Origin of the sequence: Escherichia sp. F1, assembly GCF_046764225.1 — a bacterium.
Lineage (GTDB): Bacteria > Pseudomonadota > Gammaproteobacteria > Enterobacterales > Enterobacteriaceae > Escherichia > Escherichia coli.
Genome location: NZ_CP177202.1, coordinates 578,953 through 594,862 on the forward strand (window position 1 = coordinate 578,953; position 15,910 = coordinate 594,862).

General features: G+C 51.0%; 12 protein-coding genes and 1 tRNA gene. 12 read left to right on the forward strand and 1 reads right to left on the reverse strand.

The window, feature by feature from the left end:
* The first annotated feature begins 195 nt into the window (after positions 1-195).
* A complete protein-coding gene (locus ACK8NJ_RS02725; protein ID WP_170898202.1) occupies positions 196-1,821 on the forward strand; it encodes a phosphoethanolamine transferase in 1,626 nt (541 codons plus the stop codon).
* 7 nt (positions 1,822-1,828) lie between these two features.
* Here ACK8NJ_RS02725 and argG read toward each other — a convergent pair whose 3' ends face one another.
* Positions 1,829-3,172, reverse strand: a complete 1,344-nt coding sequence (argG, locus tag ACK8NJ_RS02730; RefSeq protein ID WP_000207680.1) for an argininosuccinate synthase — start codon at positions 3,170-3,172, stop codon at positions 1,829-1,831.
* A 347-nt stretch (positions 3,173-3,519) separates the two neighbouring features.
* Between argG and ACK8NJ_RS02735 the strand changes: the two genes are divergently transcribed.
* The 11 genes from ACK8NJ_RS02735 to deaD all read left to right on the forward strand — a co-directional run bounded on the left by ACK8NJ_RS02735 (position 3,520) and on the right by deaD (position 15,838).
* Positions 3,520-3,596, forward strand: a tRNA-Met gene (locus ACK8NJ_RS02735).
* Positions 3,597-3,802: 206 nt separating this feature from the next.
* The gene (gene rimP / locus ACK8NJ_RS02740; protein WP_001300397.1) at positions 3,803-4,255 is read left to right on the forward strand and encodes a ribosome maturation factor RimP; all 453 of its coding nucleotides are present in this window, start codon (positions 3,803-3,805) and stop codon (positions 4,253-4,255) included.
* A gap of 27 nt (positions 4,256-4,282) precedes the next feature.
* Positions 4,283-5,770 carry a transcription termination factor NusA gene (nusA, locus tag ACK8NJ_RS02745; protein WP_001031055.1) on the forward strand — a complete coding sequence of 496 codons (1,488 nt, stop codon included), beginning with the start codon at positions 4,283-4,285 and terminating at the stop codon, positions 5,768-5,770.
* Between the two features lie 24 nt (positions 5,771-5,794).
* Complete coding sequence (infB, locus tag ACK8NJ_RS02750; RefSeq protein WP_411962091.1) at positions 5,795-8,467, forward strand: translation initiation factor IF-2; 2,673 nt, start codon at positions 5,795-5,797, stop codon at positions 8,465-8,467.
* 163 nt (positions 8,468-8,630) lie between these two features.
* Positions 8,631-9,032, forward strand: a complete 402-nt coding sequence (gene rbfA, locus ACK8NJ_RS02755; RefSeq protein WP_001040205.1) for a 30S ribosome-binding factor RbfA — start codon at positions 8,631-8,633, stop codon at positions 9,030-9,032.
* Positions 9,032-9,976: a tRNA pseudouridine(55) synthase TruB gene (gene truB, locus ACK8NJ_RS02760; RefSeq protein WP_000089698.1), complete on the forward strand. Its 945-nt coding sequence runs from the start codon at positions 9,032-9,034 to the stop codon at positions 9,974-9,976. The genes rbfA and truB overlap by 1 nt, the downstream gene beginning before the upstream one ends.
* A 148-nt stretch (positions 9,977-10,124) precedes the next feature.
* Positions 10,125-10,394 (forward strand): 30S ribosomal protein S15, encoded by a 270-nt coding sequence (gene rpsO / locus ACK8NJ_RS02765; protein WP_000059466.1) that lies wholly within the window; start codon positions 10,125-10,127, stop codon positions 10,392-10,394.
* Between the two features lie 246 nt (positions 10,395-10,640).
* The gene (pnp, locus tag ACK8NJ_RS02770; protein ID WP_001298330.1) at positions 10,641-12,776 is read left to right on the forward strand and encodes a polyribonucleotide nucleotidyltransferase; all 2,136 of its coding nucleotides are present in this window, start codon (positions 10,641-10,643) and stop codon (positions 12,774-12,776) included.
* Between the two features lie 108 nt (positions 12,777-12,884).
* A complete protein-coding gene (nlpI, locus tag ACK8NJ_RS02775; protein ID WP_000802080.1) occupies positions 12,885-13,769 on the forward strand; it encodes a lipoprotein NlpI in 885 nt (294 codons plus the stop codon).
* Between the two features lie 106 nt (positions 13,770-13,875).
* Positions 13,876-13,956, forward strand: a complete 81-nt coding sequence (gene yrbN, locus ACK8NJ_RS02780; protein WP_010723222.1) for a protein YrbN — start codon at positions 13,876-13,878, stop codon at positions 13,954-13,956.
* Entirely contained in the window at positions 13,949-15,838 is a 1,890-nt protein-coding gene (gene deaD, locus ACK8NJ_RS02785; protein WP_001295553.1) for an ATP-dependent RNA helicase DeaD, read from the forward strand. Before yrbN ends, deaD begins: the two co-directional genes overlap by 8 nt.
* Positions 15,839-15,910 lie beyond the last annotated feature (72 nt).

Genomic DNA, 15,910 nt, shown 5'->3' on the forward strand with positions numbered 1-15,910 from the left:
GGCTACGTTCTGCGTAATGTTTAGAGACGCATTGATAATGTTATTTAATTACTGAGAACGCAATGGCCGCATCATTTAAAAAGAAAAAACTAACAGTGTTTCGGTCTGATATGGATCAGAGTTGAAAAACATGTCTGATATAAAATTGAACATTGTTGATAATTGTTTATATTGGTTGTGAACTTGGATTTCTGGATGACAGTATTCAACAAATTTGTTAGAAGTTTTAAATCTCATTGGTTGTTGTATCTTTGTGTTATTGTTTTTGGTATTACGAACTTAGTCGCCTCTTCCGGAGCGCATATGGTTCAGCGATTGCTGTTCTTCGTTCTGACCATCCTGGTTGTTAAACGTATATCATCCCTTCCGCTTCGCCTGCTTGTTGCCGCACCATTTGTGTTACTGACAGCGGCAGACATGAGTATTAGCCTCTATTCATGGTGTACCTTTGGTACAACTTTCAATGATGGATTTGCGATTAGCGTGCTGCAGAGTGATCCGGATGAAGTTGTCAAAATGCTGGGGATGTATATCCCTTATCTATGTGCTTTTGCCTTTTTATCCCTTCTTTTTTTTGCAGTAATAATAAAATATGATGTTTCCTTGCCGACGAAAAAAGTGACAGGAATATTATTGCTGATTGTCATTTCGGGCAGTTTATTTTCCGCTTGTCAATTTGCTTATAAAGATGCAAAAAATAAAAAAGCGTTCAGTCCATATATACTAGCGTCGCGATTTGCTACCTATACGCCGTTTTTCAATCTCAATTATTTTGCTTTAGCAGCGAAAGAGCATCAAAGATTACTCTCAATTGCAAACACGGTGCCGTATTTTCAATTATCAGTCAGGGATACAGGTATTGATACCTACGTGTTGATTGTGGGGGAGTCTGTACGTGTCGACAATATGTCTTTGTATGGATATACACGCTCTACGACACCGCAAGTCGAAGCACAAAGAAAACAGATCAAACTGTTTAATCAAGCAATAAGCGGTGCACCTTACACTGCGCTGTCGGTTCCCCTTTCTTTAACTGCTGATTCTGTTTTGAGTCATGACATTCATAATTACCCGGACAACATTATTAATATGGCTAATCAAGCAGGATTTCAGACTTTCTGGCTAAGCTCGCAATCCGCTTTTCGGCAGAATGGTACAGCAGTTACCAGTATCGCCATGCGCGCCATGGAAACAGTCTATGTCAGAGGATTTGATGAATTGTTGTTGCCGCATTTATCGCAAGCATTACAGCAAAATACGCAGCAAAAGAAACTGATTGTTCTTCATTTAAATGGAAGCCATGAACCGGCTTGTAGCGCCTATCCGCAATCCAGCGCCGTGTTTCAACCGCAGGACGATCAGGATGCCTGCTATGACAACTCCATTCATTACACAGATAGTTTGCTAGGTCAGGTTTTTGAATTATTAAAAGATCGCCGCGCCTCGGTCATGTATTTTGCCGACCACGGCCTGGAACGTGACCCTACGAAGAAGAACGTCTATTTTCATGGAGGCAGGGAGGCTAGCCAGCAGGCATATCATGTCCCGATGTTTATCTGGTATAGCCCCGTTCTTGGGGATGGCGTGGATCGCACAACGGAAAACGATATCTTTTCCACTGCGTACAATAATTACCTGATTAATGCGTGGATGGGGGTAACAAAGCCGGAACAACCGAAAACGCTGGAGGAAGTGATTGCACACTATAAAGGAGACTCACGGGTTGTGGATGCAAACCATGATGTTTTCGATTATGTGATGCTCAGAAAGGAGTTTACAGAGGATAAGCAAGGTAACCCCACCCCTGAAGGGCAGGGTTGATGTCGAATTACTGGCCTTTATTTTCCAGATTCTCCACCTGCGGCACGCCTGAAGCGGCAGAGGAGGAGAGCAGGCCAGTTTTGGCATAACCGAAAAGTTTCTCGCGGGTATCGGTGATATCCAGGTTACGCATGGTCAATTGACCGATACGATCATCTGGCGAGAACACCGAGTCGCCTTTTTCCATCGTCAGACGCTCTGGCTTGTAGGTCAGGTTCTCTGAGACGGTATTCAGGATTGAATAATCGTTCCCGCGGCGCAGCTCCAGAGTAACTTCACCAGTGATCTGGCTGGCAACCCAGCGTTGCAGAGAGTCCCGCAGCATCAGCGCCTGGGAGTCAAACCAACGTCCCTGGTACAGCAGACGACCCAACTGACGACCATGCGCGTGATACTGCTCAATGGTGTCTTCGTTGTGAATACCGGTCAACAAACGTTCATACGCAATGTGCAGCAGTGCCATCCCAGGGGCTTCATAAATGCCGCGGCTTTTTGCTTCGATGATACGGTTTTCAATCTGGTCGCTCATGCCCAGGCCGTGACGACCGCCGATGCGGTTAGCTTCCAGCATCATTTCTACGTCGTCGCTAAAGGTTTTACCGTTCAGCGCCACCGGATGACCTTGCTCAAAGCGTACTGTGACTTCTTCTGCCGGGATTTTCACGCTCTCATCCCAAAACTTCACGCCCATAATTGGATTGACGATTTTGACGCTGGAGTTGAGGTATTCCAGATCCTTCGCTTCATGCGTTGCACCAAGCATGTTGGAGTCCGTGGAGTAGGCTTTTTCGACAGACATTTTGTAGTCGAAACCGCAGGCAATCATAAATTCAGACATCTCATGACGGCCGCCCAGTTCATCAATAAAGTCAGTATCAAGCCACGGTTTGTAAATCTGCAGTTCAGCATTGGTCAGCAGACCATAACGATAGAAACGTTCGATATCGTTTCCTTTATAGGTGCTACCGTCACCCCAGATATTCACGCCATCTTCTTTCATGGCAGCAACCAGCATGGTACCAGTCACGGCGCGGCCCAGCGGCGTCGTGTTGAAATAGGTCAGGCCGCCGGTGGTGTTATGAAATGCGCCACACTGAATAGCGGCAATACCTTCGGCCACCAGTTGTTTGCGGCAGTCGATCAGACGTGCGTTCTCCGCGCCGTATTCCATGGCACGACGAGGGATCGCATCATAATCCTCTTCGTCTGGCTGGCCCAGGTTTGCAGTATATGCATAAGGAACCGCTCCCTTTTGTCGCATCCACAGCAGTGCGGCACTGGTGTCCAGACCGCCGGAAAAAGCGATACCAATACGTTGACCTACCGGGAGATGCTTGAGAATCGTCGTCATAAAATAACACCCTGCTTAATTAACTGATGATGAGCCTGGATTTCCGCTCTCACTGAATTTTTATGCAAAATAAATGAGTTTTCATTTAATCATCTTTTATCGGAGACAGGAAGAGTTTAGTGTGTTTTTTGTAAAATAATGCGCTTAAGGGAGAGCAGGAGAAGGCAAAAGTATTCAACAAATGAAAGTGAACCGGATATTCATTCACGTGATTAGCAATAAACGTTGACAAAATGTGGCATGGATCACTATAATGCCTGCAGATTTTACGTCCCGTCTCGGTACACCAAATCCCAGCAGTATTTGCATTTTTTACCCAAAACGAGTAGAATTTGCCACGTTTCAGGCGCGGGGTGGAGCAGCCTGGTAGCTCGTCGGGCTCATAACCCGAAGGTCGTCGGTTCAAATCCGGCCCCCGCAACCACTTTCCCTTAGAGTCCTTTTTCAAATATACTGTGAAGACTTCGGCCTTCGTAGTGGGATTTGAAAAAATCCTTCTGGAAAGTGCTCCAGACCGCAGTTGCGGTTATAGGGTTCAGTTATATAAAGCCCCGATTTATCGGGGTTTTTTGTTATCTGACTACAGAATAACTGGGCTTTAGGCCCTTTTTTTATGTCTTGGGGGTGGGCTTGTCCACATTAGAGCAAAAATTAACAGAGATGATTACTGCGCCAGTTGAGGCCCTGGGTTTTGAACTGGTTGGCATCGAATTTATTCGCGGTCGCACATCCACACTGCGCATCTATATTGATAGTGAAGATGGCATCAATGTTGATGATTGTGCTGATGTGAGCCACCAGGTAAGTGCTGTGCTGGATGTTGAAGATCCCATCACCGTTGCTTATAACCTGGAAGTCTCCTCACCGGGTCTCGATCGCCCACTGTTCACGGCTGAACACTACGCCCGTTTCGTCGGAGAAGAGGTGACTCTGGTTCTCCGCATGGCGGTACAAAACCGTCGTAAATGGCAGGGCGTTATCAAAGCGGTAGACGGTGAAATGATCACAGTTACCGTCGAAGGTAAAGATGAAGTGTTCGCGCTGAGTAATATCCAGAAGGCGAACCTGGTTCCCCACTTTTAATAGTCTGGATGAGGTGAAAAGCCCGCGATGAACAAAGAAATTTTGGCTGTAGTTGAAGCCGTATCCAATGAAAAGGCGCTACCTCGCGAGAAGATTTTCGAAGCATTGGAAAGCGCGCTGGCGACAGCAACAAAGAAAAAATATGAGCAAGAGATCGACGTCCGTGTACAGATCGATCGCAAAAGCGGTGATTTTGACACCTTCCGTCGCTGGTTAGTTGTTGATGAAGTCACCCAGCCGACCAAGGAAATCACCCTTGAAGCCGCACGTTATGAAGATGAAAGCCTGAACCTGGGCGATTACGTTGAAGATCAGATTGAGTCTGTTACCTTTGACCGTATCACCACCCAGACGGCAAAACAGGTTATCGTGCAGAAAGTGCGTGAAGCCGAACGTGCGATGGTGGTTGATCAGTTCCGTGAACACGAAGGTGAAATCATCACCGGCGTGGTGAAAAAAGTAAACCGCGACAACATCTCTCTGGATCTGGGCAACAATGCTGAAGCCGTGATCCTGCGCGAAGATATGCTGCCGCGTGAAAACTTCCGTCCTGGCGACCGCGTTCGTGGCGTGCTCTATTCCGTTCGCCCGGAAGCGCGTGGCGCGCAACTGTTCGTCACCCGTTCCAAGCCGGAAATGCTGATCGAACTGTTCCGCATTGAAGTGCCGGAAATCGGCGAAGAAGTGATTGAAATTAAAGCAGCGGCTCGCGATCCGGGTTCTCGTGCGAAAATCGCGGTGAAAACCAACGATAAACGTATCGATCCGGTAGGTGCTTGCGTAGGTATGCGTGGCGCGCGTGTTCAGGCGGTTTCTACTGAACTGGGCGGCGAGCGTATCGATATCGTCCTGTGGGATGATAACCCGGCGCAGTTCGTGATTAACGCAATGGCACCGGCAGACGTTGCTTCTATCGTGGTGGATGAAGATAAACACACCATGGATATCGCCGTTGAAGCCGGTAACCTGGCGCAGGCGATTGGCCGTAATGGTCAGAACGTGCGTCTGGCTTCGCAGCTGAGCGGTTGGGAACTCAACGTGATGACCGTTGACGACCTGCAGGCTAAGCATCAGGCGGAAGCGCACGCAGCGATCGACACCTTCACCAAATATCTCGACATCGACGAAGACTTCGCGACTGTTCTGGTAGAAGAAGGCTTCTCGACGCTGGAAGAACTGGCCTATGTGCCGATGAAAGAGCTGTTGGAAATCGAAGGCCTTGATGAGCCGACCGTTGAAGCACTGCGCGAGCGTGCTAAAAATGCACTGGCCACCATTGCACAGGCCCAGGAAGAAAGCCTCGGTGATAACAAACCGGCTGACGATCTGCTGAACCTTGAAGGGATAGATCGTGATTTGGCATTCAAACTGGCCGCCCGTGGCGTTTGTACGCTGGAAGATCTCGCCGAACAGGGCATTGATGATCTGGCTGATATCGAAGGGTTGACCGACGAAAAAGCCGGAGCACTGATTATGGCTGCCCGTAATATTTGCTGGTTCGGTGACGAAGCGTAATAAACTGTAGCAGGAAGGAACAGCATGACAGATGTAACGATTAAAACGCTGGCCGCAGAGCGACAGACCTCCGTGGAACGCCTGGTACAGCAATTTGCTGATGCAGGTATCCGGAAGTCTGCTGACGACTCTGTGTCCGCACAAGAGAAACAGACTTTGATTGACCACCTGAATCAGAAAAATTCAGGCCCGGACAAATTGACGCTGCAACGTAAAACACGCAGCACCCTTAACATTCCTGGTACCGGTGGAAAAAGCAAATCGGTACAAATCGAAGTCCGCAAGAAACGCACCTTTGTGAAACGCGATCCGCAAGAGGCTGAACGCCTTGCTGCGGAAGAGCAAGCGCAGCGTGAAGCGGAAGAGCAAGCCCGTCGTGAGGCAGAAGAATCGGCTAAACGCGAGGCGCAACAAAAAGCTGAACGTGAGGCCGCAGAACAAGCTAAGCGTGAAGCTGCTGAACAAGCGAAACGTGAAGCTGCGGAAAAAGACAAAGTGAGCAATCAACAAGACGATATGACTAAAAACGCCCAGGCTGAAAAAGCCCGCCGTGAGCAGGAAGCTGCAGAGCTCAAGCGTAAAGCCGAAGAAGAAGCGCGTCGTAAACTCGAAGAAGAAGCACGTCGCGTTGCTGAAGAAGCACGTCGTATGGCGGAAGAAAACAAATGGACTGATAACGCGGAACCGACTGAAGATTCCAGCGATTATCACGTCACTACTTCTCAACATGCTCGCCAGGCAGAAGACGAAAGCGATCGTGAAGTCGAAGGCGGCCGTGGCCGTGGTCGTAACGCGAAAGCTGCGCGTCCGAAGAAAGGCAACAAACACGCTGAATCAAAAGCTGATCGTGAAGAAGCACGCGCAGCAGTACGTGGCGGTAAAGGCGGAAAACGTAAAGGTTCTTCGCTGCAGCAAGGCTTCCAGAAGCCTGCTCAGGCCGTTAACCGTGACGTTGTGATCGGCGAAACCATCACCGTTGGCGAACTGGCGAACAAGATGGCGGTTAAAGGCTCTCAGGTCATCAAAGCGATGATGAAGCTGGGCGCAATGGCGACCATCAACCAGGTCATCGACCAGGAAACCGCACAGCTGGTTGCCGAAGAGATGGGCCACAAAGTTATCCTGCGTCGTGAAAACGAGCTGGAAGAAGCGGTAATGAGCGACCGTGACACGGGGGCAGCGGCTGAACCGCGCGCGCCGGTTGTGACCATCATGGGTCACGTTGACCACGGTAAAACCTCTCTGCTGGACTACATTCGTTCAACGAAAGTGGCCTCTGGCGAAGCGGGCGGCATTACCCAGCACATTGGTGCATACCACGTTGAAACTGAAAACGGCATGATCACCTTCCTGGACACCCCGGGGCACGCCGCGTTTACTTCAATGCGTGCTCGTGGTGCGCAGGCAACGGACATCGTAGTCCTGGTTGTTGCTGCCGACGACGGCGTAATGCCGCAGACCATCGAAGCAATCCAGCACGCGAAAGCGGCGCAGGTTCCGGTGGTCGTTGCAGTGAACAAGATCGATAAACCAGAAGCCGATCCGGATCGCGTTAAGAACGAACTCTCCCAGTACGGCGTCCTGCCGGAAGAGTGGGGCGGTGAAAGCCAGTTCGTACATGTGTCTGCGAAAGCGGGTACTGGTATCGATGAGCTGCTGGACGCTATCCTGCTGCAGGCGGAAGTTCTGGAACTGAAAGCGGTACGTAAAGGTATGGCGAGCGGTGCGGTTATCGAATCCTTCCTCGATAAAGGTCGTGGTCCGGTTGCTACCGTTCTGGTACGTGAAGGTACTCTGCACAAGGGCGATATCGTTCTGTGTGGCTTCGAATACGGTCGTGTTCGTGCGATGCGTAACGAACTGGGTCAGGAAGTGCTGGAAGCGGGTCCGTCCATTCCGGTGGAAATCCTCGGCCTGTCCGGCGTTCCGGCTGCGGGTGATGAAGTTACCGTTGTACGTGACGAGAAGAAAGCGCGTGAAGTTGCACTCTATCGTCAGGGTAAATTCCGCGAAGTTAAACTGGCGCGTCAGCAGAAATCTAAACTCGAGAACATGTTCGCCAACATGACCGAAGGCGAAGTTCACGAAGTGAATATCGTCCTGAAGGCAGACGTACAGGGTTCTGTGGAAGCTATCTCCGACTCCTTGCTGAAACTGTCTACTGACGAAGTTAAAGTGAAGATCATCGGTTCTGGCGTAGGTGGTATCACCGAAACCGACGCTACCCTGGCTGCGGCGTCCAACGCCATCCTGGTTGGCTTCAACGTACGTGCTGATGCCTCTGCACGTAAAGTGATTGAAGCGGAAAGCCTGGATCTGCGTTACTACTCCGTCATCTATAACCTGATCGACGAAGTGAAAGCGGCAATGAGCGGTATGCTGTCTCCGGAACTGAAACAACAGATTATCGGTCTGGCGGAAGTTCGTGACGTATTCAAATCACCGAAATTTGGTGCCATCGCAGGTTGTATGGTTACCGAAGGTGTGGTTAAACGTCACAACCCGATCCGCGTTCTGCGCGACAACGTGGTTATCTACGAAGGCGAGCTGGAGTCCCTGCGCCGCTTCAAAGATGACGTTAACGAAGTCCGTAACGGTATGGAATGTGGTATCGGCGTTAAGAACTACAACGATGTCCGCACTGGCGATGTGATCGAAGTATTCGAAATCATCGAAATCCAACGTACCATCGCTTAAGGTTTTTAGGGTTCCATGCGGGATAAGGCGTTTACGCCGCATCCGGCATGGATTGCCTGATGCGACGCTGGCGCGTCTTATCAGGCCAACGTGAACAGCCCTTCCACCTGAAATTAATTTTAAAAAGGGGCTAACAGCCCCTTTTTTGTCAGGAGAATTTATTATGGCGAAAGAATTTGGTCGCCCGCAGCGCGTAGCGCAGGAAATGCAAAAAGAGATCGCTCTCATCCTGCAGCGTGAAATTAAAGATCCTCGCCTGGGCATGATGACCACCGTTTCCGGTGTCGAAATGTCTCGCGACCTGGCGTATGCCAAAGTATATGTGACGTTCCTCAACGACAAAGATGAAGACGCGGTTAAAGCGGGCATCAAAGCGCTGCAGGAAGCTTCTGGTTTCATCCGCAGCCTGTTGGGGAAAGCGATGCGCCTGCGTATCGTGCCGGAACTGACCTTCTTCTACGACAACTCGCTGGTTGAAGGGATGCGCATGTCAAACCTGGTGACCAGCGTGGTCAAACATGACGAAGAACGTCGTGTTAACCCGGACGACAGCAAGGAGGACTAATGAGTCGTCCTCGTCGTCGCGGTCGCGACATTAACGGCGTGTTGTTGCTGGATAAACCGCAGGGTATGTCCAGCAACGATGCGCTGCAAAAAGTGAAACGGATTTATAACGCCAACCGTGCCGGGCATACCGGTGCGCTGGACCCGCTGGCAACTGGCATGTTGCCAATTTGCCTCGGGGAAGCGACGAAGTTTTCCCAGTATCTGCTGGACTCCGACAAACGCTATCGGGTGATTGCGCGTCTTGGACAGCGTACCGATACGTCTGACGCCGATGGACAAATCGTTGAAGAACGTCCGGTAACCTTTAGCGCAGAGCAACTGGCGGCGGCACTGGATACTTTCCGTGGCGATATCGAACAGATCCCATCGATGTATTCAGCACTGAAATACCAGGGCAAAAAACTGTACGAATATGCGCGTCAGGGCATTGAAGTACCGCGTGAAGCGCGCCCGATTACCGTTTATGAATTGCTGTTTATTCGCCACGAAGGCAATGAGCTGGAGCTGGAAATTCACTGCTCAAAAGGCACTTATATCCGCACCATTATTGATGACCTGGGTGAAAAACTCGGTTGTGGCGCGCATGTTATTTACCTGCGTCGTCTGGCGGTAAGTAAATATCCGGTTGAACGGATGGTGACCCTGGAACATCTGCGTGAACTGGTTGAACAAGCCGAACAGCAGGATATTCCAGCCGCGGAGTTACTTGATCCATTACTGATGCCAATGGACAGTCCAGCTTCGGACTACCCGGTGGTGAATCTTCCGTTAACGTCTTCTGTTTACTTCAAAAATGGTAACCCGGTTCGTACATCCGGTGCGCCGCTGGAAGGACTGGTTCGCGTTACAGAAGGTGAGAACGGCAAGTTTATCGGTATGGGCGAAATTGACGATGAAGGCCGCGTCGCGCCTCGTCGCCTGGTGGTTGAATACCCGGCGTAATGTTAACCGTCTTGCGATAACAGGTCGCTACGAGTAGAATACTGCCGCTTAACGTCGCGTAAATTGTTTAACACTTTGCGTAACGTACACTGGGATCGCTGAATTAGAGATCGGCGTCCTTTCATTCTATATACTTTGGAGTTTTAAAATGTCTCTAAGTACTGAAGCAACAGCTAAAATCGTTTCTGAGTTTGGTCGTGACGCAAACGACACCGGTTCTACCGAAGTTCAGGTAGCACTGCTGACTGCACAGATCAACCACCTGCAGGGCCACTTTGCAGAGCACAAAAAAGATCACCACAGCCGTCGTGGTCTGCTGCGCATGGTTTCTCAGCGTCGTAAACTGCTCGACTACCTGAAACGTAAAGACGTAGCACGTTACACCCAGCTCATCGAGCGCCTGGGTCTGCGTCGCTAATTCTTGCGAGTTTCAGAAAAGGGGGCCTGAGTGGCCCCTTTTTTCAAGCTGACGGCAGCAATTCACTGGAAACTAATGTATTGTTGCTATGAATGATCTTCCGTTGCAGAGGTTCGCGCGGCTAATGAGAGGCTTTACCCACATTGGGCTGGGTTAGGGTTGTCATTAGTCGCGAGGATGCGCAGAAGATCGGGTATTAACACCAGTGCCGTAAGGTACTGTCTAAGAAAGAGAAAGGATATTACATTGCTTAATCCGATCGTTCGTAAATTCCAGTACGGTCAACACACCGTGACTCTGGAAACCGGCATGATGGCTCGTCAGGCTACTGCTGCTGTTATGGTTAGCATGGATGACACCGCGGTATTTGTTACCGTTGTTGGCCAGAAAAAAGCCAAACCAGGTCAGGACTTCTTCCCACTGACCGTTAACTATCAGGAGCGTACCTACGCTGCTGGTCGTATCCCGGGTAGCTTCTTCCGTCGTGAAGGCCGCCCAAGCGAAGGCGAAACCCTGATCGCGCGTCTGATTGACCGCCCGATTCGCCCGCTGTTCCCGGAAGGCTTCGTCAACGAAGTTCAGGTTATCGCCACCGTGGTTTCTGTTAACCCGCAGGTTAACCCGGATATCGTCGCGATGATTGGTGCTTCCGCAGCACTGTCTCTGTCTGGTATTCCGTTCAATGGTCCGATTGGTGCTGCCCGCGTAGGTTACATCAATGACCAGTACGTACTGAACCCGACTCAGGACGAGCTGAAAGAGAGCAAACTGGATCTGGTTGTTGCGGGTACTGAAGCCGCTGTACTGATGGTTGAATCTGAAGCTGAACTGCTGAGCGAAGACCAGATGCTGGGCGCAGTAGTGTTCGGTCATGAACAACAGCAGGTTGTTATTCAGAACATCAATGAACTGGTGAAAGAAGCCGGTAAACCGCGTTGGGACTGGCAGCCGGAGCCGGTAAACGAAGCGCTGAACGCGCGCGTTGCTGCACTGGCTGAAGCTCGTCTGAGCGATGCTTACCGCATCACCGACAAACAAGAGCGTTATGCTCAGGTTGATGTCATCAAATCTGAAACCATCGCGACGCTGCTTGCTGAAGATGAAACCCTGGACGAAAACGAACTGGGTGAAATTCTGCACGCTATCGAGAAAAACGTTGTTCGTAGCCGCGTACTGGCAGGCGAACCGCGTATCGACGGTCGTGAAAAAGATATGATTCGTGGTCTGGATGTGCGTACTGGCGTGCTGCCGCGTACTCACGGTTCTGCGCTGTTCACCCGTGGTGAAACTCAGGCGCTGGTTACCGCAACGCTGGGTACTGCACGTGACGCGCAGGTTCTTGATGAACTGATGGGCGAACGTACTGACACCTTCCTGTTCCACTACAACTTCCCTCCGTACTCCGTAGGCGAAACCGGCATGGTCGGTTCTCCGAAGCGTCGTGAAATTGGTCACGGTCGTCTGGCGAAGCGCGGTGTGCTGGCAGTCATGCCGGATATGGACAAATTCCCGTACACCGTACGTGTGGTGTCTGAAATCACCGAATCCAACGGTTCTTCTTCTATGGCTTCCGTGTGCGGCGCGTCTCTGGCGCTGATGGACGCAGGTGTGCCGATCAAAGCTGCTGTTGCGGGTATCGCAATGGGTCTGGTGAAAGAAGGCGACAACTACGTTGTACTGTCTGACATTTTGGGCGACGAAGATCACCTGGGCGATATGGACTTCAAAGTTGCGGGTTCCCGCGACGGTATCTCTGCATTGCAGATGGATATCAAAATTGAAGGTATCACCAAAGAGATCATGCAGGTTGCACTGAACCAGGCTAAAGGTGCGCGTCTGCATATCCTGGGCGTAATGGAACAGGCGATCAACGCGCCGCGCGGCGATATCTCTGAGTTCGCTCCGCGTATCCATACCATCAAGATCAACCCGGACAAGATCAAAGACGTTATCGGTAAAGGCGGCTCTGTTATCCGTGCCCTGACCGAAGAAACTGGCACCACCATCGAAATCGAAGATGACGGTACTGTGAAGATCGCAGCGACCGACGGCGAGAAAGCGAAACATGCTATTCGTCGTATCGAAGAGATCACTGCAGAAATCGAAGTGGGCCGCGTCTACAATGGTAAAGTGACCCGTATCGTTGACTTTGGCGCATTTGTTGCCATCGGCGGCGGTAAAGAAGGTCTGGTACACATCTCTCAGATCGCTGACAAACGCGTTGAGAAAGTGACCGATTACCTGCAGATGGGTCAGGAAGTACCGGTGAAAGTTCTGGAAGTTGATCGCCAGGGCCGTATCCGTCTGAGCATTAAAGAAGCGACTGAGCAGTCTCAACCTGCTGCAGCACCGGAAGCTCCGGCTGCTGAACAGGGCGAGTAAGGTTGCCATTTGCCCTCCGCTGCGGCGGGGGGCTTTTAACCGGGCAGGACGCCTTGTTAGCAACCGGGAACAGGACGTTCATTCAACCGTGGTCTTCGGGAGTGGGAAATGAAGCCTTTTTTGCGCTGGTGTTTCGTTGCGACAGCACTTACGCTTGCAGGATGCAGTAATACTTCCTGGCGTAAAAGTGAAGTCCTCGCGGTACCATTGCAACCGACTTTACAGCAGGAAGTGATTCTGGCACGTATGGAACAAATCCTTGCCAGTCGGGCTTTAACCGATGACGAACGCGCACAGCTTTTATATGAGCGCGGAGTGTTGTATGATAGTCTCGGTCTGAGGGCATTAGCGCGTAACGATTTTTCGCAAGCGCTGGCAATCCGACCGGATATGCCTGAAGTATTCAATTACTTAGGCATATATTTAACGCAGGCAGGCAATTTTGATGCTGCCTATGAAGCGTTTGATTCTGTACTTGAGCTTGATCCAACTTACAACTACGCGCACTTGAATCGCGGGATCGCATTATATTACGGCGGTCGTGACAAGTTAGCGCAAGATGATCTGCTGGCGTTTTATCAAGACGATCCCAATGATCCTTTCCGTAGTCTGTGGCTTTATCTCGCCGAGCAGAAGCTCGATGAGAAGCAGGCTAAAGAAGTGTTGAAACAGCACTTCGAAAAATCGGATAAGGAACAGTGGGGATGGAACATTGTCGAGTTCTACCTGGGCAACATTAGCGAACAAACGTTAATGGAAAGGCTCAAGGCGGACGCAACGGATAACACCTCGCTCGCTGAGCATCTCAGTGAAACCAACTTCTATTTAGGTAAGTACTACCTAAGTCTGGGGGATTTGGACAGCGCCACGGCACTGTTCAAACTGGCGGTTGCCAACAACGTTCATAACTTTGTTGAGCACCGATACGCATTGTTGGAATTATCGCTCCTGGGCCAGGACCAAGATGACCTGGCAGAATCGGACCAGCAATAGCTGACGTACACATCAGCCCGTAATCTTTTTTGATTGCCATCACCTTAACGGGTGAGGGCGTTGTTGTTCGTTAATACACCTACTTTGAGCCGGTTCACACTTTTCAATGAAAATTGCTGATCAATTTCATGATGAGTTATGTAGACTGGCCGCCATTAATTTTGAGGCACACGTACTACATGGCTGAATTCGAAACCACTTTTGCAGATCTGGGCCTGAAGGCTCCTATCCTTGAAGCCCTTAACGATCTGGGTTACGAAAAACCATCTCCAATTCAGGCAGAGTGTATTCCACATCTGCTGAATGGCCGCGACGTCCTGGGTATGGCCCAGACGGGGAGCGGAAAAACTGCAGCATTCTCTTTACCTCTGCTGCAGAATCTTGATCCTGAGCTGAAAGCACCACAGATTCTGGTGTTGGCACCGACCCGCGAACTGGCGGTACAGGTTGCTGAGGCAATGACGGATTTCTCTAAACACATGCGCGGCGTAAACGTGGTTGCCCTGTACGGCGGCCAGCGTTATGACGTGCAATTACGCGCCCTGCGTCAGGGGCCGCAGATCGTTGTCGGTACTCCGGGCCGTCTGCTGGATCACCTGAAACGTGGCACTCTGGACCTTTCTAAACTGAGCGGTCTGGTTCTGGATGAAGCTGACGAAATGCTGCGCATGGGCTTCATCGAAGACGTTGAAACTATTATGGCGCAGATCCCGGAAGGTCATCAGACCGCTCTGTTCTCTGCAACCATGCCGGAAGCGATTCGTCGCATTACCCGCCGCTTTATGAAAGAGCCGCAGGAAGTGCGCATTCAGTCCAGCGTGACTACCCGTCCTGACATCAGCCAGAGCTACTGGACTGTCTGGGGTATGCGTAAAAACGAAGCACTGGTACGTTTCCTGGAAGCGGAAGATTTTGATGCGGCGATTATCTTCGTTCGTACCAAAAACGCGACTCTGGAAGTGGCAGAAGCTCTTGAGCGTAACGGCTACAATAGCGCCGCGCTGAACGGTGACATGAACCAGGCGCTGCGTGAGCAGACACTGGAACGACTGAAAGATGGTCGTCTGGACATCCTGATTGCGACCGACGTTGCGGCCCGTGGCCTGGACGTTGAGCGTATCAGCCTGGTAGTTAACTACGATATCCCGATGGATTCTGAGTCTTACGTTCACCGTATCGGTCGTACTGGTCGTGCGGGCCGTGCTGGCCGTGCGCTGCTGTTCGTTGAGAACCGTGAGCGTCGTCTGCTGCGTAACATTGAACGCACCATGAAGCTGACCATTCCGGAAGTTGAACTGCCGAACGCAGAACTGCTGGGCAAACGTCGTCTGGAAAAATTCGCCGCTAAAGTACAGCAGCAGCTGGAAAGCAGCGATCTGGATCAATACCGTGCACTGCTGAGCAAAATTCAGCCGACGGCAGAAGGTGAAGAGCTGGATCTCGAAACTCTGGCCGCCGCACTGCTGAAAATGGCACAGGGTGAACGTACTCTGATTGTTCCGCCAGATGCGCCGATGCGTCCGAAACGTGAATTCCGTGACCGTGATGACCGTGGTCCGCGCGATCGTAACGACCGTGGCCCGCGTGGTGACCGTGAAGATCGTCCGCGTCGTGAACGTCGTGATGTTGGCGATATGCAGCTGTACCGCATTGAAGTGGGCCGCGATGATGGTGTTGAAGTTCGTCATATCGTTGGCGCGATTGCTAACGAAGGTGACATCAGCAGCCGTTACATTGGTAACATCAAGCTGTTTGCTTCTCACTCCACCATCGAACTGCCGAAAGGTATGCCGGGTGAAGTGCTGCAACACTTTACGCGTACTCGCATTCTCAACAAGCCGATGAACATGCAGTTACTGGGCGATGCACAGCCGCATACTGGCGGTGAGCGTCGTGGCGGTGGTCGTGGTTTCGGTGGCGAACGTCGTGAAGGCGGTCGTAACTTCAGCGGTGAACGCCGTGAAGGTGGTCGTGGTGATGGTCGTCGTTTTAGCGGCGAACGTCGTGAAGGCCGCGCTCCGCGTCGTGATGACTCTACCGGTCGTCGTCGTTTCGGTGGTGATGCGTAATCATCGCTAAACAGCGAACACAATCTGTAAAATAATATATACAGCCCCGATTTTTACCATCGGGGCTTTTTT